This window comes from Armatimonas sp. (assembly GCF_043757465.1).
Taxonomy (GTDB): Bacteria; Armatimonadota; Armatimonadia; order Armatimonadales; family Armatimonadaceae; genus Armatimonas.
Map to the genome: position 1 here is coordinate 1 of NZ_JAYVPL010000086.1, position 22,185 is coordinate 22,185.

A 22,185-nucleotide genomic window follows, 5' to 3' on the forward strand; every position below is an offset into this window, starting at 1 on the left:
GTACTTGGCATGGTCAAAGGTCTTTCCTGTGTTGTGATAAGCCCTTGTATCGTCTTTGGCCATGTCGTGCAAACTACCCCCGATTAGCGGAAACTAAAGCAAAGAAGACACCCCGCGACCGCTGCTCTGGCAGTGCGCCTTGCTGGAGCATGTGGGCTTCTCCCGCGTGGACATCCTTCATAAAAACGGCCCCTTCGCCGCCTTCGGTGCGATAAAATAGCCCCATGACTGCCATTGCTGAGAAGCTCGAAGTCTCTGAAATTCCCGGTGTCACGCGCCCGATGACCTACGAGGAGTATGTCCGCACCCCGGAAGAGCGGGCACGCTACGATATTTTAGACGGCTACAAAGTCTACCGCCGCTACGGAAAGGAAGAGATGGCTTCTCCCACACGCCTCCATCAAAACATTCAAGGCAATCTCTATGTTGCTCTGCGGAGTTATGCTCTGACAACACGCAAGGCAAAAGCATTCCTGTCTCCCTGTGATGTGCTGATCCGACACATTCCGCTGAAAATCCGCCAGCCTGACGTGCTTCTTATCAGCCAGGAGCGACTCGGACAGAATCCACCTGATGATAGCCCAGCTCCGCTTGACCCGGCTCCCGAGCTCGTTGTCGAAATAATCTCCCCATCTGAGCGCCCGGGCCAGCGCACCGCCAAGCTCTCCGATTATCACCATGTGGACGTCAGAGAAGTGTGGCAGGTCTTTGCCGAAACCAAGACCATCGAAGTGATCTCCCTCACCAACGACGCTATTGAAACTGTGGGCACCTACAAGAGTGGTGAGAGCATTGTCTCCGTCGCTTTTTTGGGCCTAACCGTCGCCGTAGATGCCCTATTTGAAGAATAACACTATGAAATCTTTTACAAAAATTACCGGAGTGGCGGCCCCTATGGACCGCGTGAATGTGGACACCGACCAGATTATCCCCAAGCAGTTCTTAAAGCGCATCGAGCGCACGGGCTTTGGCGAGTTTCTGTTTTTTGACTGGCGCTACGAGGCCGATGGCAAGACCGACAATCCCGCCTTTGAGCTCAATGACCCCAAGCTGGCTGGTGCGCAAGTCTTGGTGACAGGAAAGAACTTTGGCTGCGGCTCCAGCCGCGAGCACGCGCCGTGGGCCCTAGAGGACTACGGCTTTCGGAGCATTATCGCACCGAGCTACGCTGATATCTTCTACAACAACTGCTTTAAAAATGGCATGCTCCCGATTGTCTTGCCCGAGGAGTCGGTCTATGATTTGATGGGACGACTGCAAAAAAATCTTGGCGCGGAAGTGACGGTGAACTTAGAAACCCACACCATCACTGGCCCCGGCGGCTTCACGGCGAGCTTCACCGTGGATGATTTCCGCCGCCACTGCCTGCTCAATGGCCTCGATGATATCGGGCTGACGTTACAAAACGAGCCCGATATCACGGCTTACGAAGCCAAACGCGAAATTGCGGCCTAGCGGCGGAAAGCGCTTCGGAGCCGTAAAATGTGCTCATGCCGCGTCCCACTGCTTTTCTCTACACCGACGATTTCCTTGCCTATGATCTGGGCGGCAAGCACCCCCTCCAGCAGCGCCGCCTCCAGCTTGTGGATCGTAAGCTCGCTAGCCTCGGAGCTTTTGGAGGCATTTCTCGCCTTACACCGACGCCTGTTGAGGAAGGCTTACTGGGGCGAGTGCACACGGCGGAGTATCTAGAGATTGTGCAGCGGGCGAGCACACCAGGCCACGGACTTGACTTGAGCCGCTTCGGGCTGGGGCCGGGCGACACCCCCGCGTTTCCGGGGATGTGGGACGCTTCCCGGCTCTACGCCGGGGGGAGTGTGGATGCGGCGAAGTGCACGCTCTCCGGAGAGTTTGGGATCGCGTTCAATGTGGCAGGCGGCCTGCACCACGCCCATCCCTGGAAAGCCTACGGGTTTTGCGTCTTCAACGATCTGGCACTGGCGATCACAACTTTCCTGGACGCGGGGCTAGAGCGCGTGATGTACGTGGACATTGATGTCCACCACGGCGATGGGGTGCAGGTCTGCCACTGGGACGATCCCCGGGTACTGACGCTCTCGCTCCACGAATCAGGCCGCTGGCTCTTTCCTGGTACGGGCAGTAGTGAGGAAACGGGCGGCAAGAGCGCTCCCGGCAGTGCGATCAACGTGCCGTATGCTCCCTACAGCGGCGATGAGGTCTGGTGGCATGGCTTTGAGAGTGTCGTCCCCGAGGCGTTTGCGCGCTTCCAGCCCCAGGCGCTGGTGTTGCAGCTCGGGGCTGATGCCCACTTCGCCGATCCCCTCGCACACTTGGAAGTGACATCGCGCACCTGGCTACGTGCCGTGGAGAAGCTTCTGGAGCTGGGCAAAGACATCCCCGTTGTGGTCACGGGGGGCGGTGGCTATAATATTGCGACAGTCGAGCGGCTCTGGACCCTGGTAGCTCTCAGCTGCGCGGGGCTTCCCTGCCCGGAGGACTTGCACGACACGGAGACGCCCACACTGGATGCCGAGCAGCAGCGCACGGCGCGGACCTACCTCGATAGCCAGCTTTTCGTACTCCAAGGAGCCCTGAGATGGTAGATCCTCTTACGACACTGCAAGACGAGGCCTTGGCCGCTGAGGCTGCGGCGCGGGATGCGTTTGCGGCGTTCTATAGTGGCCTGACGACCGGCGATGAGCAGAGTGCACTGCCCCCCGAGGTGACGCAGGCACTGGCTCTCTGGGTGGAGGCGCGTAAGCGCTGGGAGCTGGCACAAGAGCTACCTAGAGCCGTGCCCGCACCGCGCCTGGGGCTCAAGCCGCCAAGCACTGTTTTGTTACCAAACTCCCTGTCCGCCCGCGATGCATTGGCCGCGCTCTTTGCCCCGCAGCTCTGGCAGACCGAAGCCTCCGGGCTCGCACTGGTGGCACGGGTGAGCGACTCGGCTCAGGTGCGGGTGGAGTTCGACGAAGTACTGGGCTTTGGGCCAGAGCAGGCTATCCGCCAGATCACGCGCTCGGGGTCAGCCGCCGCGCAGACCTTCCTCGCTCTGGCAAGCCTCTGGATGGAGCGCCTTGCTGGGCAGCCGCACGAGACCTACTTAACGCTGGCGGCATCGGATCTGCTGCGCTTCCAGGGAAAGAAAGCCACGCCCAAAGGCGGCTACCACCGCGATGATATCCTAGCCAAAGGGCGGGATCTCTATCTCCTGAGCCGGATCTCGGTTCCCCACACCTCGCACAGCGAGAGCCTAAGTATCGGGCGGCTTCTCTCACTGGAGGCACTGGAGGCGGGGCACGAGGCCGGAGGGCAGAGCATTGTCCGGTTTCGCTATCATCTGGGCCAGGAAGCCCATAGCTGGATGCAGGAGAGCGTGGCGCAGGTGGCTCCTCGGCTCCTGGCCTACCACCCGATCCGGCAGAAGTACCAGATCTTGCTGGGGTTCTGTCTGGCATGGCATGCGGGCAACCACCCGGAGCAGTCGGAGCTCTCCTTACCCCATCTGCTGGAGCTTGCGGCCATTCCCTTGCCCGATAAGCGCCTCGGCGAGTTCCTGACCAGCGTGGAGGATGCCCTCGCGGATCTGGCACACGATGGAATTCTTCCCACGGTCAAGCTGGTTAAGCCAAAGGGCTGGCACGAGCTCCTCGCCACTCGCCAGACCCGTGCCCTTCTTAAGCAAAGCCGGGTTCAAATAGAAAAACCCCGGTCGGCAGGTGCCGACCGGGGTTTAAGCTAGGGGCTAGTTGCCGCCGCCACCGCGACGACCACCCTGTTGCATCGCAGCTGCGCGCTCTTTGGCTGCTTTCTCCAGAACTGCAAGCTGCTCCTTCGAGAGATTCAGATCCCCCATGTAGGGCAGGAGTCCAAACGCGGACGCTGCCTTAAATCCAGGCATCGCTGCCTTGAGAGCTGCGCTCTGCTCAGGGTTTAGCATCGCCTCGATTGCCTTGCTAGCTTTGGCCTCATCGTTGGTGAGCTGCTCCTGCTTGGCACGCATCTGCTCCATCATTGCTTGCATCGCTTCACGGTCGAAGCCGCCGCCACCTGCGCCGCCTGCACCACCCGCGCCGCCGAAGCCAGCACGCATAGCCTTGCGCTGCTCATCGAGCTTGTCCTGCATTCCCTTGATCTTGGTAGCCTGCTCCCCCGTCAAACTGAGGGTCTTAGCCAGAAGCGCACTAGGGACGCTCACCACGGTAACCTCACGCGGAGCGCCAAACTGACCGCCACCGAAGCCGCCGAAGCCGCCACCTTGACGGCCGCCGCCCTGGCCACCGCCCTGACGTCCACCACCCTGTGCGCCGCCTTGGCCACCCGCCTGAGCAAAGGCGGACACACTCATCATCGTAAACGCCGCCAGAACGGCAGCCACCCGCATCGTCTTATGCATAAAAAAAGAACCTCCAGTACTCATTTTGCTGGGCATTTCTGAAGAAAGTATTAAAGACGACTCAGAGGATGTACGGAAAATAATGTTCCATCGCTCTCTAGCGCAAGCGCACCCTGTTGATCCGTTCGGAAAACCAGCACATTTTGCTTTAGTAGCCGCTGGAGTGTCTCTTTATGTGGGTGCCCAAAGCGATTTTCACGTCCACAGGAGAGAATCGCCGCTTGCGGGGAAGCGGCACGCAGAAAGTTCTCACTTGTGGAAGTTCGTCCCCCATGATGGCCCACCTTGAGCACCTGAGCGGCAAGCTCCTGCCGTGCACCTAGCAGACTTTGCTCCGCCTCAAGTTCTGCATCCGCCGCAAAGAGCACCCGTATTTCTTTGTAGACCAGCCGTGCGACAATAGCGTTGTTATTATCATCGCTGCGCGTTCCGGTGAGCCAAGGGATCTCTGGATGTAGGATCTCCAAGGACGTACTCTTACCCAGATCAAAGCGCTGTCCTCGATAGGCTCTGTGCACCAGCACGCCTCGGGCTTTCCACAGAGCACGCAAGCGCCCCATGGGGCTGTTAGGTGGCGCTGGCAGTCCCGAGTCAAGAGCGGCACGCACCACGAGCCGCTCCGTGACCGCCAGCAAACCCTGCACATGGTCATCATCGGGGTGTGTCGCCACCAGTAAGTCCACTGTCGAGATGCCCCGGCTCCGTAGAAAGGGCACCACAATGCGGCTCCCTGGGTCTGTGCCGGTCTGAGGGTCGCTGCCCGGAGCTCCGCCGCCATCAATCACGATGACCCGGCCCGACGGCGTTTCGATCACGGCGGAGTCGCCCTGGCCGACGTCTAGAAAAGTGACCCGTAGGCGCTCTGGTGCACTGTGGCACCCGGCCAGCAGCGCGAGCAGTAGCATCCCACGGCGCATCGGTTAGTGCTTAATCTCGCCGATCCATGGGTTTGTGTAGTTTGTCGGCTTGTTACCCTTGGTGCCTCGCCCCGCAATCTGCACTGCGCCATTTTGCGCCACGAGCAGTGCCTCCGCCAGGTTCTCACAGAGGTTCCGATCCGAGTTGCTCGGCCCGCCCGCGACCACCTGGTAGACCAGCTTGGGCCGACGTACCGCGCGTTTCAGGAGGTAATCATCGGGGAGGGGCATGCTCTCGGGCAGGAGCGCCGTCACCGTGCAGCCATTGCCCTTGGAAGAGGAGAGGCTAAAGAAGTGCCAAGCGGCTCCCTCCACCACAAAACGCGCCTCGGCAAGGCCCGTCTCCGCATGGATCGTCCCCGTTTCATCCGCGACTCCGGGCACGAAACCACGCTCTGTCAGGCAGTCCAGTAGCTCAGCAGGGGTCAGCGGCTCGGCTGCAGGAGTCCATATATGGGCGATCGCGACGCCCCGGGGAAGTTCAGTCATAGGAACATTATACATGGCATGTTTATTGCCACTGAACTCACTTCGTTGCCTAGAACTTTCGAAGTCGTAAAAAATGGTTAGAACTACAGAATACCTTGCCTACCGCGTGATCGGCTCTCCTCTAGAAACGCCGCTGCGCACGGTTCGGGACTGCAAAGAGAGCTGGTATCGTCTGCGAGGTAAGTACCCGGAGTGGCACGCGCTCTGGAATGAGAAACGCGCCATCGAGCAAACGCTCTGTCGGCTGATCCAGCTCGACATGAACTGTTTAGACATAGGCTGCCATCTCGGAGCGATGCTGAGCCGACTCTGCCGCTGCGCCCCCTATGGCAAGCACATCGCCTTTGAGCCCACTCCCTACAAAGTGGCCTGGCTGCGCAAGAAGTATCCGTCCGTGACTATTCAGGAGCTGGCTCTGAGTGACACTCCGGGCAAGGCAGCGTTTCATCTCTATGAGGGGAAATCGGGCTTCAACAGCCTGCGCCCCAATCGCTGGATGGCTACTCAGGCGCAAGGGGTGCAGGTGCAGTGTGCGCGTTTGGATGATCTGATTACCCCGAGCGAACGAATCGGTTTCATCAAAGTGGATGTCGAGGGCGGCGAGCTTGCAGTGCTTCGTGGTGCCACCGAGCTTCTCAAGCGCGATCGCCCCTCGATTCTTTTCGAGTCCACGTTGGGTGGCTTGGAAGCCTTCGATCTTGCGCCCCAGCACCTCTACGACTTTTTGACGGAAAACAACTACCAGATATTTGTCTGCGCCGACTGGCTCACAGGCGGCCCTTCCCTCTGTGCCGCAACATTTGCTCAGCTACATCAGCCGCCCGTTCAGGCACTCAACTTCCTGGCGTTGCCAAAGTGCTAAGACCTGCCTGCGCCAGCCCCACCGATGAGTAGGCGAGCCACTCCATCGAGAGCTCTCTCTGCGGCTATCACCACGCCCCGTCGCCGATGCTACCAAGAAATCAGAGAGTGCCCCCGGCTTTAGCCCTGGGGGTGAATCGCTTCCGGTCTGCCGAAGGCGAGTGCCGTTGAAAAACTTTTCCTACTGTCGCAAATCTCGTGATGGGTTTATGAGTGGTTGAAAACAACTCGCTAGATTTGCGACAGATACTTATTTTTTCAAGCGTGGTGTGATGCGAACGGGAAAGTAGGTCATGCTGTTCTCGACTGCAAGGCCAATCGTCGTCGCCAGTGCCACCGATTTGCCCAGACCAAGACGCACAAACGCTGTGGTTCCCGAGCGGTGTAACCCCTCGGGAGTGGTGGGGACAACCACTTCTTGCTCACTGATAATCAGTACCGAACAGGTGCCATCGCGGTTGAGGTGCGGGACGAACTGGAACTGCATGCGGTTGTTTTTTCCAAAGAGTGTTAGTGTTCCCCGCTCATTTTGTGCGATTAGAACTTTGCCCTTCAGTGGCGTTTGGGGCACTCCCATGACCTCTACTTCTAGCTCAAACTGCGGCTTGCGAATATCGAGCCAGCGGACAACTTGCTCCACCGTCTTCACTGCGTCCACCGTGCCTACGAGTGTCAATGTGTTGCGAGTATCATCGGGGGTCAGGCGCTCCAGCTCCCCGGTAAGCGGGTGGCGGCCCGCAGGATCAACGAGCTGCTGCGCGATGCGTGTGGGAGAGACATTCTTGAGATGCAGTGTCCGCACCGAAAGCACGGGAGCCGTCGGAGCCATGGTGAGTAAAAACAAAGGTAATAACATGTACCGTCAGATCTCGGAAATGCAGCTCAGCTTCAATTGTTTCAATATGTATGGTATTCTCAAGTCAGATATGCTGGGTACTCTGCGACGATACGAGAAGCCTTTGGGCCGCTTTTTAGCGGTTTTCTTGCTCTCGCTCCAGGTATTTACGCAGCTTGGGCACTACCAGGAGCATCGCCCGAGTGCCGCAACGGCGCACCATGCGCGGCATCACTCTGCGGCTCCCCACCGTGACTTCACCACACCGACGCACCAGCATGCATGTGCTCTCTGCACAGTCGCTTCCTCGTCCGCCGTTGCGACGCTTCCTCTAGCGACGGTAGCTCCCACACTCCTGCTTCGTCGAACCTCTAAACTGTCTCTCCCCCGTGTGCTTCTGCTCTCGCGGAGCCTCCACGATGCCCCCTCCCGTGCTCCCCCTGTTTCCTAAGTTTTTCGTCAACCCTGATCTCGTAAAACTTAAGGAATTCTTATATGAAGTGGCTCACTGCCTCACTCGCGGCTTGCGTTGCCGCGCCTGTTTTCGCACAAGTAGCTCCGCCGCCCCCACCGCCCGATGCGGTCGCGGCCTCGACCGGTGCCCAGGCATCGAGTAACAACCGTTACTTGCTCCTGCCCGATATTTCGTTTATTAGCATGGTGAAGGGGCTCTTTACCAGCGACAAGACCAACCCGGATCGTAATAAATTTCTCTTTGATTCCGGCGAGCTGGCGATCCAGAGCTTCGTCTACCCGGGCATTAAGCAAGATGCATTTATTGTCTTTGGCAATGGTGAGGCAGTTGTGGAGGAGGGCTATCTGACCGTGCAGGACTTGCACTTTGCCCACTTGCCGCTCTCGGCCACGGTTGGGCGGCGCAAGGTGCCGTTTGGCCGTGTCAACCAGCTCCACCCCCACTCCTGGGCCTACATTGAACAGCCCACCGTGCTCAAGAACTTAGTCGCTGACGAAAGCTTAACGGGCGATGGTGGCTATCTCTCGTACTTGTTCCCTATCACGTTCTTTCTCCAGTTCGACGCGGGCTACTTTGGCCAGCCCACAGCGGTGGCGGATATCCCAGCAGATGGCCAAGGGCCCACGAGCGGCGCGGGCTTCCGCGACACGTTCATCACCCTGCGACTCTGGGCCTCATCCAAGCTGGGCAGCGGCGGCGATCTGGAGCTGGGCACGTCGGAGGCACGGGGTAAAGGCGTCGGTTACGGCGGCTTCTCCCCGCAGAACATACTCGATGGTCTTGACCTTACCTACCGAACCACGGCACTCGATAGCCAGCGGACTCTGGTGCGTAGCGAGTGGCTGAGTCATACCCAGAAAGGCGGCGGCACGACCCGCAAGGCCGACGGCTACTACGTCTCGATAGACAAGCGTCAGGGGCCGTTGCGCTCAATCGGCCTGCGCTACGACGACAGCGGCTCACCGTGGGCTCTTGGTAGGGAGAAATCTTTTTCCCTTATCCAGACCCACCAGCTCACCGAGCAGACCTACCTTCGCCTGCAAGCTACCCACGGCGACCGCCCCGGCCAAAAGGGCTTCAATGAGCTTCGTCTTCAGTGGGTCTGGGGAGTCGGCCCGCACACGCATAGTTTGGAGTAGATAAAAAAATGGAAATTATCACCACTACCCCGGAGCTCGCCGCGATTGCCCGCGAGCTTGTCGGAAGTTTAGCCACGGTTACGTCGCTTGCCAAGCCCGAGGCCAACTACCACCAGATAGATGCCAAGCCTAGCGATGTCGTCAAAGTCGCCCGCGCGGATGTGTTTATTCGCTGTGGGCTGGATCTGGACATGTGGGCCGATGCGCTTTTAGGCTCGGCACGCAACCCGAAAGTGCAGCGCGGTGCCACGGGCTACGTGGACGCGTCGGCGCGGATTAAGAAACTGGAAGTGCCCACCGGTGGCATCAATGGCGCATCGGGCGACGTTCATCCGGCGGGCAACCCGCACTACTGGTTCGATCCAAAAGATGCCGTGGTCGTTGCCTACGAGATTCTCCTGGCGCTTCTGGCTGTGGATAAAGTGCACGGCGCTACCTACAACGCCAACTACAAGCGCTTCAGCGACGAGATCAACGCGCGCTTAGTGGGCTGGGAACGAACGCTGGCTCCCTTCAAAGGCCAGGGATTTGTGGCCTACCACGACGAGTGGATCTACTTTGCCACCCGCTTCGGCCTCACACCCTTTGGCTTTTTAGAGCCGAAGCCGGGCATTCCACCGTCTGGGGGACATGTCACGGACTTGATCCAGCGCATGAAGGCGAGCAAAGTACGCGCGGTGATTATGGGCTCAATCTACTCCACCAAGTACGCCGATCTCATCGCCAAAGAGGCGGGGGGGAAAGTCGCCGTGGTGCCGTATTCCGTAGGTGGCATCGGCACCCGCACCTATTTCGATTACCTCGATGCCATCGTCAATGGCTTCGCAAAAGCCCTGCGCTAAACCATGACCAATACGCTGCTGATTACCTTCGACGATGCCACGCTCGGCTACGGACGGCGCGTCGTGTTGCCCTCGCTCACCTTCGGGCTGAGCGAGGGCGGCTACCTCGGGATTGTTGGCCCCAACGGGGCGGGCAAGACCACACTGCTCAAGGCCATTCTGGGGATTTTACTGCCAACGGGCGGCAGAGTGACACACCACAGGCCGCTTACTTTTGGCTATGTTCCCCAGGCACAGACCACGGATGACCTCTTTCCCATCACCGTACAGGAGATCGTCTTGATGGGCCGCTACCGTCGCGCCGGGCTCCTCAAAACGCCCGGAGGTGCTGACAAAGAGCGGGCGGAGAGCGCACTGGAGCAGGTCGGACTGCCGCACCTGAGCCCACGCCTCTTTCGGGAGCTCTCCGGTGGCCAGAAACAGCGCGTTCTCATGGCCCGTGCCCTGGTCTCCGAGCCGGATGTGCTGGTGCTGGACGAGCCCACGAGCGCGATGGATATCGCCGCCGAGTCTGCCACGATGGAGCTGATCGAGCGAATTCATCAAGAGAGCCGTCTGCTGGTTGTTCTTGTCTCGCACAGCCTTAATATTGTGGCTAACTACGCGCAGACTGTCGCGATCCTGGGCGGGACGCACTTCCAGATCGGCCCGGTTGCGGAGATTGTGCAGCCCGAGACCCTGCGTGCACTCTTCAACTACGACTTCAAGATTCTTGAGATTGAAGGACGGAGGCTGGTACTTTGAGGAAGCTTTTGATGGTAGTGTTGGCGAGCCTCGCTCTCATGCCCGTGTGCGTCCATGCGCAGGCTCCGCCGCCGCCGCCTGAGGCAACGGCCCCGGATGGCCCGAATACGACGACTCCTGCACCAGGTATGGCTCACGCGGATCACACCCACGAGCACGACGAGGCCCTCCCCGACGAGCTCGCGCACGCGTCGGTGGCGAAAGTCTTCGGGCTGGATTTTATGCAGCGCGCTCTTGTGGCGGGCGTTGCCGTCGGGCTGATCGGCGCGTACCTAGGTGTCTTTGTGGTTCTGCGCCGTGTGGTCTTTGTGGGGATGGCGCTGGCGCAGTTTTCGTCGGCGGGGGTTGCGCTGGGGCTCCTGTTCGGCCTGGCACCCCTGCTGGGTTCCATTGCCATGATGCTGGTCGGGGTGCTTCTGCTCTCTCTGCGCTGGTCGCCACGCAAAGTCAGGCAGGACACCGTGATTGGCCTCGGTTATGTGCTTGCCTCGGCAGTCACTATTTTACTGCTCGCGAAGAACCCACGCGGCGAGACGCAGCTACTGGACTTACTCTCGGGCAATATCATCACGGTCACTGCAGGCGATACACTTCTCACGATTGCGGCCTTGGTGGCTGTCTTTGTGTTGCACCGACTCTTCGCGAAAGAGCTGCTCTTTGTCTCCTTCGACCCGGACACGGCGCAGGCAGCGGGCTACAACACCCGGCTCTGGGAGACGCTGCTCACGTTGAGCATTGGAATTGCGATTGCTTTCTCCATTCATGCTGTTGGGATCTTACTCACCTTTGGGACGCTCGTCATTCCCGCCGTGAGTGCGCTTCTTCTGACCAAGCGCATCAGCCACACGTTCGCGCTCGCCGCGCTCTTTGGGGCGATTCCCATTCCCATCGGCCTCTATCTCTCGTTCATCTGGGACTTCTCGCCGGGCGCGATGATCGTTGCGCTCAGCGCCGTGCTGCTGGTGCTTTGTGGCTTGGTCTCCAAGCTACGGGGGTAACCGAGCGAGGAGGCGGGTACAATGCCCTTCGTGAAAGAGACTCTGGCAAAAGTGGTTGGTGGCGCGGCGCTCTCGGAGACTGAGGCCGAGGCGGCGATGGGCAAGATCATGGAGGGCATGGCGACTCCTGCTCAGCTCGGGGCACTGCTCACGGCGCTTCGTATCAAAGGCGAGAGCGTGGATGAGCTCACTGGGTTTGCACGCGGCATGCGGGCCCACTCGCTCAAGGTCATTACAGCGCGGCGACCCCTCGTGGACACGTGTGGTACGGGCGGTGCGCTCCGTAAGACTTTCAATATCTCCACCACCGCCGCGTTTATCGCTGCCGCGGCGGGCGTTGCCATTGCCAAGCACGGCAACCGCGCTGCCACCAGCAAGTTTGGCTCCGCCGATGTGCTTGAAGCCCTTGGTGCTCGCCTCGATCTCACGCCTGAGGCCGTGGGGCGCTGCATTGATGATGTCGGGATCGGCTTTCTGTTTGCCCGCAGTCACCATCCGGCGATGAAGCACGCCGCCCCCATCCGCGCCGAGCTAGGTTTTCGGACGATCTTCAACGCACTTGGCCCACTGACCAACCCGGCGGGTGCGACACGTCAAGTGCTTGGGGTCTACGACGGTGCTCTGTGCGAGCCGCTGGCGCGGGTGCTTCTACGTCTGGGGGCGGAGCATGTTTTAGTGGTGCATGGCAGGGCGGGCCTTGATGAGATTTCCACGTTTGGTGAGACGCTGGTCGCCGAGGGCAAGGGCGATGAAGTGGTCATCTACACGCTTACCGCTGCTGAGCTAGGGCTCACCGAGACCACGCCCGACGCTCTCGCGCCCCGTGACGGCGACGATCCCGGTGCCACTGTCCGCGCGGTTCTGGGGGGCGAGTTCGGACCCCGCCGCGAGATCGTGCTCGCCAACGCGGGTGCGGCGCTCTATGTGGCTGGTGCCACCGCATCGCTAACGGAGGGAGTCGCCCTCGCCACTAAAACCCTCGACTCCGGCGCGGCGCTTGCCAAATTAGAGCAGTTCGTGGCGTTCACGCAAAACACTTAAAATCTATGAGCGATATTTTAGAGAAGATTCTCGCCACCAAGCGCGAGGAAGTTGCGGCCCTCAAAGCAAAAAGCACACCCTCCAAGCTGCTCGCCCGCTGCGCGGAGCTGCCGCCCACGCGCGGCTTTCGTGTGGCATTAGTGGGGGGGGTAAGGCTGATCGCTGAGGTGAAGAAAGCTTCGCCGAGCAAGGGGCTGATCCGGCCCGACTTCGACCCGGTGGCGATTGCACGTGCTTATTTTGCAGGCGGCGCGAGCTGCCTCTCGGTACTCACCGACGCGGCCTATTTTCAGGGCAGCTTGGGCTACCTTGCCGCGGTTCGTGAGGCCGTGCCTCTGCCACTGCTACGTAAAGACTTCCTGATTGACCCCGTCCAGGTCTACGAAGCGCGCCTTGCCGGAGCCGATGCGATCTTGCTCATTGTCGCCGCCCTTCCCTCGCCCGCGCGTCTGGCAGAAATGCGGCACGCTGCAGAAAGTTTGGGAATGGATGCGCTGGTGGAAGTGCACAATGAGGCCGAGCTGGCGCTTGCTGTTGAGTCGGGTGCGACACTGATTGGCGTCAATAACCGGGACTTAAAGACCTTCACCGTGCAGCTAGAGACTTTCGAGCGCCTCGCGCCGCTCTTTCCCAAGAATGCCGTCGCCGTCGCGGAGAGCGGCATTTTCACGGCGAGCGATGTGGTGCGCATGGGAGCCGCCGGAGCCCACGCCGTGCTGGTCGGGGAGTCGCTCATGCGCCAGACGGATGTAGAAGCGGCGGCGCGTAGCCTCTTGGTTTCAGGTGATGCTGTCGGTGCGGCAGGCGAGGTGTCCTAGCTGAGGGTCCCAGACCACGGAGAGGGTGCCTGCCAGCGTGGCTTCCAGTGCCGTACTGAGCAGCTCACCGCGCCAGCCGGTGAAGAGCGAGGCCACGATCTCCGGGGTGCGCTGGATGGCGAGCTGGCGCAGGGCATCCGAGGGAGCCAGGAGCGAGGGGGGGAGATCCTCTTCCATGGCGCGCACTTTGACCACGGCGGAGAGCAGCTCCAGCAGCGCGGCCCCGTGCTCGTCCAGCGGCGGCGATGATTCCACAACGGGCCACCCGGACTCGGGAATCTCCATGCCACGCTGGATCGCCAGGACAAGCTCCTCCGCCTGCCGTGTCCCGACACCCTTGACCGCCCGTAGCTCCAGCACCGCCGTGGCCGTCTTGGGCTTGCGCTTGGCCAGCTCTACCAGGGGCTCATCTTTCAGGATCGTACGGCGAGGCTTATTACGCCGCCGCGCTTCATCGTCGCGCCAGAGCGCCAGCTCCTGCAAGATCGCTAGCTCACGGCGGTTGAGCCCTTGTTTACTGCCTACTTTTTTCCAGAGATCCTCAGGCTGAGTGGTTTCGGAGGCGTTGGTGAGTACCCGCACGGTCTGCTCCTGTGCCCACTCCGTACGGCCTCGTCGCTGGAGTCGCGCCATGAGCCGATCGTGGAGCATGTGCAAGTAGCGGACATCGTCGGCGGCGTAGCTACACATGGAGGCTGTGAGAGGACGGCGCGACCAGTCGGAGAACCCCTCCTCTTTGGAGAGCCGCACCTTCAGCACCGACTGCACCAGCGCTCCGTAGCCTACTTGTGTTCCGTAGCCCGCAAACGCCGCCGCGATCTGCGTGTCGAAAAAGGGCGTGGGCATCTCGCCCAGCAGGCTGGTGAGTATCTCGATATCCTGGCCACCCGCATGGAAGATCTTGAGAATCTCCGGGTCGGTGAGCAGAGGGCCGAGTGCGCCTAAGTCACCCAGGGCCGGAATATCTAGTAAAGCAATCAGACCATCTGAGGTGCTTACCTGAACCAGCTCCAGCACGGGTTCATAGGTACGCTCACGGATAAACTCCGTATCGAGGGCAAGACGCGGGTCGTCGGCAAGACGGCCTTTCAGCTCAGTGCAGAAAGCATCCAGCTCTGCATGGCGGGTGAGGGGCTGCATAGGCTCTCATTAAACCATCTTTCTAATTTGCGCGTATAATCCCAACGAATGCGTATTTTGTTTCTCGGGGATATTGTCGGAAAGCCAGGCCGTGATGCGGTGGTTGGCCTCTTGCCGGAGCTACGCGAGGAGTTTGCGCCGGAGCTGGTGATTGCCAATGCGGAGAATGCAGCCGGTGGGCGCGGGGTGACCCGCTCCATTGTGCGGGCACTGCGTGCCAGTGGGGTGGATGTGATTACCACCGGAAACCACGTGTGGGCCAAAACGGACGAGCTGGATCTACTAGACGATGAGCCTTGTGTGCTGCGTCCCGCCAACTACCCGCCGGGCTCGCCGGGGCGTGGCTGGGGGCTCTTCCGAACCAAGAAAGGCACACTGATAGGAGTGGCCAACCTGATCGGGCGGGCGCTGATGGAGCCGGTGGACGATCCCTTCCGCGCTGCCGATGCCATTATCACGCAGGTGCTTGAGCAGACCCCCTTACTCTTTATTGACTTTCATGCCGAGACCACCAGCGAGAAAACGGCCTTTGGCTGGCACTGTGCAGGACGTGCTTCTGTCGTGGTGGGAACCCACACGCATGTCCAGACCGCCGATGAGCGTATCTTGCCCGGAGGAACCGCCTATATCACTGATGCGGGGATGTGCGGCCCAGAGGACTCCGTGATCGGTATGGATATCGAGGCGGCCCTTGCACGCTTCAAGACCCAGCTTCCCCACCGTCTCCAAGTCGCTGATAGCTACGGCACCCTCTGTGGCGTGGTCGTTGATCTCGATGAGAGCACGGGGAAGGCTCAGAGTATCCAGCGTCTCCGTCGGAGCGAGGTGAATCTTCAGGCGGTGGAGCCCCTAGCCAAGCTCTAGCCGGGCTTAAGAAAGCGGCGGATCAGCATCCCCACCACGGCGTCGCAGGCCTGGGTGGCGTCGTCGCCTGCCACAGTGGTGGCCACCAGTGCCGCGAAGCGCTTCTGGGGGGCAACCCAGGCCACACAGAAGTTGAACGTGTTGCTGCCTCCGTGCGTCAGTGCTGTGCCGCCCGCCCAAGGGCGAGCAGTGATCATCCAGCCGCCATTGTAATCTCCCCCCCGTGACGGTGTGCTCAGCCAGGTAAGCGTCTCGGGTTTGAGGAGTGTCTGGTGCTCAGGATCGGCAAAGACCGCCACAAACTTCGCCCACTCTCCCAGTGGCAGGTGCGCCACGCCCGCTGGCCCCATGAGCGGTGGGTTGTCCGCTAGCAGCGAAGGGGCAAGGGGCTGGAGTTTTTTGCTCTGGAGGCGGTGTTGCCACATTAGGGGGGGGGCACCAAACCCGCCCCCCGTGATGTTCAGCGGCTTCCAGAGATTCTCCACGATCAGGCGTTCCCAAGGCTTGCCTGCCACGCGCTCTGCAATCATGCCAAGCAGTGTGTAGCCCGCATTGGAGTACGCGAACTCCCCGACGGTCTTGTCGGGTGCATTCTCCAGTCGCTCCGTGAGCCAGCGGGAGCGCTGTTTTTCCAGCGGCCCGGTAAAGCCGTGCAGATAGAGCAGGCTCTTGCCCCGCGGCTCCAGCTTTGTCAGGCCCGCTTGGTGCGCCAGGAGGGCCTCGATGGTGGTGGCTTTCCAGGCTAGTGGCGTCTCGGCAATCACCTCGCCCAGAGTGGTCTTCCAGCCTAGCTTACCTTGGTCTACGAGGAGGCCAATCAGCGCCGCTGTCATGGCCTTGGTATCGGAGCCCAGGTGGAAGGCATCGGTTGCGAGTGCGGGCTCCGTCCCGCCAAACTTGCGCGTGCCGACTACTAGGACTGCCTGCGGTTTCCCGTCCACTACCGCCACCGCTCCGAGCGCGGGCAGCTCGTGCTTGAGGCGAATCTCCTCAAGGGGTTCTTGCGCTTGCATAGGCTTTTAGAGTACCCCATCAAAGAGCGAGCTGGTTGCGAAGCGCGAGTGCATCTCCTTTACCCGTGCGGACAAACTCCGTGCCGAGGAGCTTCTCGTAGAGTGACCGTAGTGCGGGGCGGGTTGCCAGACGGCGCAGGATCGGCTCCAGATAGCGCCCTTGCGCCGCCAGAGTTGCAAAGTGTGTCTCGGGGTGGGCAGTAAAGCCTTGCACTGCCGCCGCCACGTGCGCTTCACGCCCGACAGTGAGGCCCTCGATCCGCCCGACCATCACCCGGATAAACGGATCGGGCTTAGGCGACACGCGCATCGGGATAAATGTCTCCGTCCAGGTCTGAGGCAGAATAAAAAGCACACGCAGGCCATCGTGCTCGAAGTAGCTAGAACGCCAGGTATTGACCAGCGCCGCCGCCTCATCGGGAAAGAGTCCACTCTGCACCAGGCCATGGGTTAGATGCAGCGCAATGTCTGCCACCGTCCCCGGGCGTAGCCTGGTTCGGATGCCCTCTAAAGTCTGTCCCGCCTTCAAATCCATAATCGGCTTCCAGGTGAGCTTTCCTTGCTCCACACTCACGACAATCACACGCTGGACGGGGACACTAGCGACGAGGCGACCCCCATTTTTCTCAGGGAAGAACTGCACGGGGAGATTGGCTCTGCCCAGACCTCGGTAGAATAGAAAGCGCTCCGTCTCCCCGCTACCTGCCGTCACCTGCACCGTGGCCGCCTGTGGCACCTGGCGAGCAAAGCGCCACAGAGAATCGGGAGCGATCTCTGGCAGACGATCTTGTGGCGAGGGAGGGGCAATCTGAGCGACCCAGCCAATGTGTCCGTTGCGGGTAGGATCGGCTCCGGTGTAGCGCCCGACACGCATCGCCGAGGGAAACCAGTGTGTCCAGAGCCCCGTGGGGAAGTCCACCCCGACCTGCACTTTGCGGGGCCGATCCGTGTAGAAGTAAATGACAGGGGTCTCGCCCTTGAGGGTGACGAATTTGGGGAACACATTGTCTTTTTTGAGGGTGTGGACAAAGTCAGGGAGCGGGTGCTCCTCGTGCGACATTCCCTCTAGTGTCACTCCATGCGATCCGGCGATTGCCAGAAAAGTCCCCCACTCGTGCACGATAAATGGCTTCTGCAAGTTTTTTCCTCCTAGATCCCGAGCTGTGCGGCACCGCCCCACAGCAGCTTGAGCTCCTCGCGCCAGGTCGCCAGAGCTTTAGAGTCGAGAGCGAGCACCTGCTCGCGGGTGACGCTTCCTGGGAGCGTCGTGAAGGTGAGGAGCTTGTCCAGCACGGCGCTGCGCTCCGCGCCCGTGACCCGTGGCAACAAATGAAAGAGCGTCAGGGTGTCGGCAGGCTCTTTGAGCGCCGCGAGCAGGGGAGCCAGTTTTCCCGTGGCGTCGTAGTCGGCGACAGGCTGAGGGTTGTCTCCGTACCAGGGAAGGCCCTGGTGACCATCGGGCATGACCTGGACACTGGCACCCGCAGGCACAAGAACCGTCCGCTTTTTTTGATCTACCATCTCCACATACCCGGATGTCACGGTAAGAATCGAGCCACTGCGATGGCGAAAAATGCCAAGCCCGCGCTCCTCATTGACGATGGTGAGGGAGTACTCACAGCCCAGATCGGTCGCCGTCGCCGACGGCGTTTCGACGACAAAGAGCCGGGGAGGAGCGGTGACTTTCGCTCTGAGGCTGCCCGATTCGAGACCAACCCGCTGCCGACCGGGCCGACTCTCCAGAATGCGGGCGCGGCTCCCAGGAGCGAGCTGCAGCGTCCCTATCCCCGGTGCGGCCAGTGTGAGTGCGCTGCGTGCAGCCTCCAGTGTCTCCCCAATAGCCACCGCACGGTTATCCAAACGCCAGTCCGAGAGCACTGTCTTAGCCTTAGGGCGCAAAAGTAGAGTCAGTCCGAGCACGAGGGCACCTGTGACCAGAGCCAGGCCAAAAATACGCGTCGGAAACGGCTTTTTGCTTCGTTTGTTTTCCACACGTTCCCAGAGCCCTGAGGGTGCGGGGGTGATTTGCGCCGCGTCTTCCAGCAAACGTTTGCTAAGGGATGTCTCGGGCAAATTATCGTTCATGGTGCGATCTCCTCCTCCCCCAGATATATCGCGAGGCGTTTGAGGCCCCGGTGCAGCCGTGTGGCGACGGTTCCTTGCGGGCAGTCAAGCACTGTCGCGATCTCCTCGTAGCTCAACCCTTCAAAGTAACGCAGTAAGACCGGTGCGCGCAGGTTCTCTGGTAGGGTCTCAATGGCCACATGGAGCTCCCGGCGAGAAAGAAAGTCCACTGATGGGGCTACTTCTGGCTGTTGCTCTACGGTATCTACGGTAAGCCTCTGGGCGCGCTGGCGGCGGCGCTGCTCATCACGGCAGATATTCACCGTTACCCGGTGCAGCCAGGTGGAGAGCTTTGCTTCACCGCGAAACTGCCCCAGCCGTCCTGCGAGCCGCACAAAGACCTCCTGAGCCGCATCCTCTGCTGCCGCATGATCCCCGTTCAGGCAGACGAGCGCCACAGTGAAGACTCGGTCTTTGTGGGCATCAAAGACACTCTTCAGATCCGGGCGGGCCGCTCGACGGCGGGTAAGAAGCTCAGCCAACATGGTGATTTGTTTCTTAGACGTCTCTGACGCGTGATTTCTTTCACCGTGGCTGACTTTAGGGAACTTTGTTTTTTACTCTGCTGAGAAAGAGCCGATTGTGCAGGCGGCTCGGATTGCGGCCCCCTCTGTGTTGGCGATTGACACGACGGCACGCCAGAGCCGGACGGTGTTTGATAGCCGTGAGGACTGGTTCTACGGTCGGGATCAAGTTCTCGCAGGTGCGCTCCGGTGCGCAGAATATCGGCTTCGCGATCCCAATCAAAACAGCCATGCAGATCGTCGGAGAGCTTAAGCGCAACGGGAAAGTTCGTCGGCCTTTCGAGGGGATTGTTCCTACGGAGCTAACGGGACGTCTGCGCCTTGCAGAAGCACCCTGATCTTTAATCTTCGTCTTCGATTTCCGTGTTTACTATGTTTTCTGCGTGGGGCTTCTGACGGCTATTCCACTCTTCTGCAAGAGCGCGTAGCTCCTCAGGGAGCCCCGTTTTCTTGGGGGAGGGCGCGGGCAGGGGCAGGGGGCGCGTCCAGCCATCGGGTAGGCGGTCGTTCTCCCAGCGGTTGCGCGCCCGCACACGGAGCTCCCGCAGAGCGTCGTTGTCTTCCTCCGTGGACTCGAAGTGGAGCTCCACTGCCTCTCCCCGCGACTCTCGGTAGACCGCCTCCGCAATGGAGACATAGAGGACATCGCCGCGTTGGACACTGGCTCCGGATGCAAGATCTGGATGTCCGATCGTGCGGGCAGGCTCCCGTTTTCGTGAACTGCTCACAATGACTAACCCTCCTGGTGTTGCTTGAGACTGCTCTCTTTGCTCCGAAGCCTCTCTTGTGCTCCGATTTTCTCCCACCCTAACGAGCTGCCCTTCTACCACGAGAGCCAGTCTTCGTGGTGGAGGAAGCACGATCAAGCCCGCCGGTCCCTGATCCGGTGTCCAGAGACGTGGAGCAAGAAGCTCCAACAGACTTGGGCGTACTAACATTACTTTAATCTCTAGTATCGGCGACCTTGTGTAGGAATGCAAGGTCTTTTTGTTTCCTGAAGAGGAGGGAGCTGGAGTAGCTCCTCGAATCGGCAGATGGAAAAAGTTGCCTCAAGACAGGTCTCCTTACCTAAATAGACGCTGATCCAGCCCGATGTGTTCGCCCCTGCGACATCTGCACTCGGGGAATCACCAACAAACATAAGTTCACAAGAGCGCAACCCGAGCTGCTGCGCGGCATACGCGAAGAGGTGTGGATCGGGTTTAGGAGCCCCAAAGTCAGCGTCCGCGATAACTACGCTGAAGTAGGTCGCCAGCCCGACCTGAGCAAGTTTTTCTCGCTGTATATGTGAGGGGCCATTGGTAATAACCCCCAGTTGAAAGTGGGGCTGTAGTTTTTCGAGCGTCTCTTGTACACCGGGCAGCGGCTGCAAGGCCACTCTCTCCGCCTGGGCATAACACGCCATCATAGCCCGTGTTAAATCCTCATCCTGGATCCCTAGGCGGCTTAGAGCCTCATTGGTGAGTAGGCAGCGTAGTTCGGGTGTTAGGATTGTTTTGAGAGAGGCATAGCCGGGAGTGCCGTAGCCCCAGAGTGCCTGGTAGGAGTCGGCGAGGGCGGCGGCGAGGGTTTGGATATTCTGATTGGGCAGCAGAGGTAGGGTTGCGAGCAGCGCGGCGTGCATCGCCACGCTTGTGCTGATCAGTGTGTCGTCAAGGTCGAAAAAGATCCCCTTCAAGCAACGCATGCCTGGTTATACCGCAAAACCACTGGGTTTAGGAGCTAGTCTCCGAATTCGTCGTCATCGAAGGCGAACTCGCCTCCACGCGGTCGCACGGCTGTGACACGAATTGAGTCCTCGACAAAGCGCGTGATCGCTTCTTCCTGAGCGAGCGCTGCGATCTGCTGGTGCAAGGTCTGGATCTCTTTTTCCGACTGCGCAGCTTCCAGACGTAGCTCTAGGGCATGGCGCAGTGCCCCCCAAGTCTCCGCACGTGGGGCTCCTTCGAGGAAAGTCTCAATGAGTTCCTCAGTGGGGTCAGCAGTGGAATTGGCAGTTGAATCGGTCATGAGGCAGCCCCTACCTGCTCGGCGATATTGGTGCAGTGATCGCAGATCCGCTCCAGGTAGTGTGCCACAAAGAGTAGCGAGATCGCCTGAGCAACGGAGTGTGGATCGGTTTCAAGAATTGTCTTCAGCTCAAATCGCATGTGTTTGTAGAGTGCATCCGCCTCATCATCGGCTGCGATTAGCTCAGGAGCCTGCTTGCGATCTCGCCGGACAAAGGCATCCAAAGTCATGCGGAGCATGGTCTGTGCGATTTCCGAAAAATGAGGAATATCGACAAGTGGTTTGTAGATCGCTTCTGCTCCCAGGCGTTTTGTTGTCTCGGCTATATCTACGGCGTGATCCGCGATCCGTTCCAGGTCAATGGCCACACGTAAGGAGGCCGTGATATGACGCAGCTCGCTGCCCGATGCCGACTTGTTGGCCAGAAGACGTAGACAGCTTGCTTCGACATCGCGCTCCAGGCGATCCACAAGGGCATCGCGTGCGATCACGGCATCGGCGATATCCGTGTTCTGGCGTATCAGTGCCGTTACGGAATCTCCCACCATCTCCTCGGCGGCGACTCCCATCTCCAGAAGAGTGCGGCGCAGCTCTTTGAGATCTTCCTCAAAAGGTTGTTTTGATTTTGCCACTCTACGCCTAGTGTATCAAATATATCAACTGTTTTGTTCAATACCTTCGCCAAAATCGTAGATGTTGGCGGCCATCCCAAAGCAGAATCTCTCCCACCTCGAAGCTAGGATCGGCACTAAACGCCCCCTAGCTTACAACAGCCTGGGCCTCCTTTGGAGCCGTAAACCCGTTCATTGGAGCCGCAAACCCGTTTTTATTCTTCAAAGCCTCATCAAACCCAGGGAGCGCGCCCGGATGAATCATTCCAAGACGACAGACCTTCTCTAGTGCCGCACTTCGTTAGTTTGCATGGATGATTGGATAGAGTCTTTTCAACTTTAGTCGCGCATCTGCAGTGCGAAACTGCCAGTCCACTCGACAA

At 59.9% G+C, this 22,185-nt stretch carries 27 protein-coding genes and 1 pseudogene; 15 read left to right on the plus strand and 13 right to left on the minus strand.

Features of this window, described 5'->3' with window-relative positions; genetic code table 11:
* Nucleotides 1-100 precede the first annotated feature (100 nt).
* The 5 genes and pseudogenes from ACH2ED_RS11425 to ACH2ED_RS11445 form a co-directional block, all read left to right on the plus strand.
* Nucleotides 101-220, plus strand: a pseudogene (locus ACH2ED_RS11425) (class I SAM-dependent methyltransferase); the annotation flags it as partial.
* Between the two features lie 4 nt (nt 221-224).
* The gene (locus ACH2ED_RS11430) at nt 225-851 is read left to right on the plus strand and encodes a Uma2 family endonuclease (RefSeq protein WP_395091122.1); all 627 of its coding nucleotides are present in this window, start codon (nt 225-227) and stop codon (nt 849-851) included.
* 4 nt (nt 852-855) lie between these two features.
* Complete coding sequence (leuD, locus tag ACH2ED_RS11435) at nt 856-1,455, plus strand: 3-isopropylmalate dehydratase small subunit (RefSeq protein WP_395091124.1); 600 nt, start codon at nt 856-858, stop codon at nt 1,453-1,455.
* 35 nt (nt 1,456-1,490) lie between these two features.
* A complete protein-coding gene (locus ACH2ED_RS11440) occupies nt 1,491-2,564 on the plus strand; it encodes an acetoin utilization protein AcuC (RefSeq protein ID WP_395091125.1) in 1,074 nt (357 codons plus the stop codon).
* On the plus strand, nt 2,558-3,703 hold the full coding sequence (locus ACH2ED_RS11445; protein ID WP_395091127.1) for a hypothetical protein: 1,146 nt from the start codon (nt 2,558-2,560) through the stop codon (nt 3,701-3,703). Before ACH2ED_RS11440 ends, ACH2ED_RS11445 begins: the two co-directional genes overlap by 7 nt.
* 3 nt (nt 3,704-3,706) lie before the next feature.
* Here the strand turns inward: ACH2ED_RS11445 and ACH2ED_RS11450 are convergent, their stop codons facing one another.
* From ACH2ED_RS11450 to ACH2ED_RS11460, 3 genes are read right to left on the minus strand one after another with little or no spacing between them, the layout of a single operon-like run.
* Nucleotides 3,707-4,357, minus strand: a complete 651-nt coding sequence (locus ACH2ED_RS11450) for a Spy/CpxP family protein refolding chaperone (RefSeq protein ID WP_395091129.1) — start codon at nt 4,355-4,357, stop codon at nt 3,707-3,709.
* A gap of 50 nt (nt 4,358-4,407) precedes the next feature.
* Nucleotides 4,408-5,274 carry a ComEC/Rec2 family competence protein gene (locus tag ACH2ED_RS11455; protein ID WP_395091130.1) on the minus strand — a complete coding sequence of 289 codons (867 nt, stop codon included), beginning with the start codon at nt 5,272-5,274 and terminating at the stop codon, nt 4,408-4,410.
* 3 nt (nt 5,275-5,277) lie between these two features.
* Nucleotides 5,278-5,763, minus strand: coding sequence for a hypothetical protein (locus ACH2ED_RS11460; protein WP_395091131.1), 486 nt, complete (start codon nt 5,761-5,763; stop codon nt 5,278-5,280).
* A gap of 73 nt (nt 5,764-5,836) precedes the next feature.
* Between ACH2ED_RS11460 and ACH2ED_RS11465 the strand changes: the two genes are divergently transcribed.
* Nucleotides 5,837-6,625, plus strand: coding sequence for an FkbM family methyltransferase (locus ACH2ED_RS11465; RefSeq protein ID WP_395091132.1), 789 nt, complete (start codon nt 5,837-5,839; stop codon nt 6,623-6,625).
* A 249-nt stretch (nt 6,626-6,874) separates the two neighbouring features.
* Here the strand turns inward: ACH2ED_RS11465 and ACH2ED_RS11470 are convergent, their stop codons facing one another.
* A complete protein-coding gene (locus ACH2ED_RS11470) occupies nt 6,875-7,468 on the minus strand; it encodes a hypothetical protein (protein WP_395091134.1) in 594 nt (197 codons plus the stop codon).
* Nucleotides 7,469-7,526: 58 nt separating this feature from the next.
* Here ACH2ED_RS11470 and ACH2ED_RS11475 point away from each other — a divergent pair, with 58 nt between their 5' ends.
* From ACH2ED_RS11475 to trpC, 7 genes are read left to right on the plus strand one after another with little or no spacing between them, the layout of a single operon-like run.
* The gene (locus ACH2ED_RS11475; protein WP_395091136.1) at nt 7,527-7,910 is read left to right on the plus strand and encodes a DUF2946 family protein; all 384 of its coding nucleotides are present in this window, start codon (nt 7,527-7,529) and stop codon (nt 7,908-7,910) included.
* Nucleotides 7,911-7,954: 44 nt separating this feature from the next.
* Complete coding sequence (locus tag ACH2ED_RS11480) at nt 7,955-9,073, plus strand: hypothetical protein (protein ID WP_395091138.1); 1,119 nt, start codon at nt 7,955-7,957, stop codon at nt 9,071-9,073.
* A gap of 8 nt (nt 9,074-9,081) precedes the next feature.
* A complete protein-coding gene (locus tag ACH2ED_RS11485) occupies nt 9,082-9,915 on the plus strand; it encodes a metal ABC transporter substrate-binding protein (RefSeq protein WP_395091139.1) in 834 nt (277 codons plus the stop codon).
* 3 nt (nt 9,916-9,918) lie between these two features.
* Entirely contained in the window at nt 9,919-10,659 is a 741-nt protein-coding gene (locus ACH2ED_RS11490) for a metal ABC transporter ATP-binding protein (protein WP_395091141.1), read from the plus strand.
* Nucleotides 10,656-11,657: a metal ABC transporter permease gene (locus ACH2ED_RS11495; RefSeq protein WP_395091143.1), complete on the plus strand. Its 1,002-nt coding sequence runs from the start codon at nt 10,656-10,658 to the stop codon at nt 11,655-11,657. The genes ACH2ED_RS11490 and ACH2ED_RS11495 overlap by 4 nt, the downstream gene beginning before the upstream one ends.
* Nucleotides 11,658-11,678: 21 nt before the next feature.
* The gene (gene trpD, locus ACH2ED_RS11500; RefSeq protein ID WP_395091144.1) at nt 11,679-12,698 is read left to right on the plus strand and encodes an anthranilate phosphoribosyltransferase; all 1,020 of its coding nucleotides are present in this window, start codon (nt 11,679-11,681) and stop codon (nt 12,696-12,698) included.
* A gap of 5 nt (nt 12,699-12,703) precedes the next feature.
* Entirely contained in the window at nt 12,704-13,516 is an 813-nt protein-coding gene (gene trpC, locus ACH2ED_RS11505) for an indole-3-glycerol phosphate synthase TrpC (protein ID WP_395091146.1), read from the plus strand.
* Here the strand turns inward: trpC and rnd are convergent.
* Nucleotides 13,478-14,656, minus strand: coding sequence for a ribonuclease D (gene rnd / locus ACH2ED_RS11510; RefSeq protein WP_395091147.1), 1,179 nt, complete (start codon nt 14,654-14,656; stop codon nt 13,478-13,480). The two genes, trpC and rnd, sit on opposite strands and share 39 nt — an antisense overlap.
* Before the next feature lie 48 nt (nt 14,657-14,704).
* Here rnd and ACH2ED_RS11515 point away from each other — a divergent pair, with 48 nt between their 5' ends.
* On the plus strand, nt 14,705-15,520 hold the full coding sequence (locus tag ACH2ED_RS11515; RefSeq protein WP_395091149.1) for a TIGR00282 family metallophosphoesterase: 816 nt from the start codon (nt 14,705-14,707) through the stop codon (nt 15,518-15,520).
* Here ACH2ED_RS11515 and ACH2ED_RS11520 read toward each other — a convergent pair.
* The 4 genes from ACH2ED_RS11520 to ACH2ED_RS11535 are packed head-to-tail and all read right to left on the minus strand — an operon-like array spanning nt 15,517 to nt 19,142.
* Nucleotides 15,517-16,533 carry a serine hydrolase domain-containing protein gene (locus tag ACH2ED_RS11520; RefSeq protein WP_395091151.1) on the minus strand — a complete coding sequence of 339 codons (1,017 nt, stop codon included), beginning with the start codon at nt 16,531-16,533 and terminating at the stop codon, nt 15,517-15,519. The genes ACH2ED_RS11515 and ACH2ED_RS11520 overlap by 4 nt on opposite strands.
* Nucleotides 16,534-16,552: 19 nt before the next feature.
* Nucleotides 16,553-17,671 carry a hypothetical protein gene (locus ACH2ED_RS11525; RefSeq protein ID WP_395091153.1) on the minus strand — a complete coding sequence of 373 codons (1,119 nt, stop codon included), beginning with the start codon at nt 17,669-17,671 and terminating at the stop codon, nt 16,553-16,555.
* 11 nt (nt 17,672-17,682) lie between these two features.
* Nucleotides 17,683-18,618: a FecR domain-containing protein gene (locus ACH2ED_RS11530; RefSeq protein ID WP_395091155.1), complete on the minus strand. Its 936-nt coding sequence runs from the start codon at nt 18,616-18,618 to the stop codon at nt 17,683-17,685.
* Nucleotides 18,615-19,142, minus strand: coding sequence for an RNA polymerase sigma factor (locus tag ACH2ED_RS11535; protein WP_395091156.1), 528 nt, complete (start codon nt 19,140-19,142; stop codon nt 18,615-18,617). Before ACH2ED_RS11535 ends, ACH2ED_RS11530 begins: the two co-directional genes overlap by 4 nt.
* Before the next feature lie 179 nt (nt 19,143-19,321).
* Here ACH2ED_RS11535 and ACH2ED_RS11540 point away from each other — a divergent pair, with 179 nt between their 5' ends.
* Nucleotides 19,322-19,519 (plus strand): hypothetical protein, encoded by a 198-nt coding sequence (locus tag ACH2ED_RS11540; RefSeq protein WP_395091158.1) that lies wholly within the window; start codon nt 19,322-19,324, stop codon nt 19,517-19,519.
* Between the two features lie 3 nt (nt 19,520-19,522).
* On the opposite strand, the gene ACH2ED_RS11545 is transcribed toward ACH2ED_RS11540, so the two are convergent.
* From ACH2ED_RS11545 to phoU, 4 genes are all read right to left on the minus strand, one after another.
* Nucleotides 19,523-19,909, minus strand: a complete 387-nt coding sequence (locus ACH2ED_RS11545) for a hypothetical protein (protein WP_395091159.1) — start codon at nt 19,907-19,909, stop codon at nt 19,523-19,525.
* 221 nt (nt 19,910-20,130) lie between these two features.
* The gene (locus ACH2ED_RS11550) at nt 20,131-20,868 is read right to left on the minus strand and encodes an HAD family hydrolase (RefSeq protein WP_395091161.1); all 738 of its coding nucleotides are present in this window, start codon (nt 20,866-20,868) and stop codon (nt 20,131-20,133) included.
* Nucleotides 20,869-20,903: 35 nt separating this feature from the next.
* Nucleotides 20,904-21,191, minus strand: a complete 288-nt coding sequence (locus ACH2ED_RS11555; protein WP_395091163.1) for a hypothetical protein — start codon at nt 21,189-21,191, stop codon at nt 20,904-20,906.
* Complete coding sequence (gene phoU / locus ACH2ED_RS11560) at nt 21,188-21,823, minus strand: phosphate signaling complex protein PhoU (RefSeq protein WP_395091165.1); 636 nt, start codon at nt 21,821-21,823, stop codon at nt 21,188-21,190. The genes ACH2ED_RS11555 and phoU overlap by 4 nt, the downstream gene beginning before the upstream one ends.
* Nucleotides 21,824-22,185 lie beyond the last annotated feature (362 nt).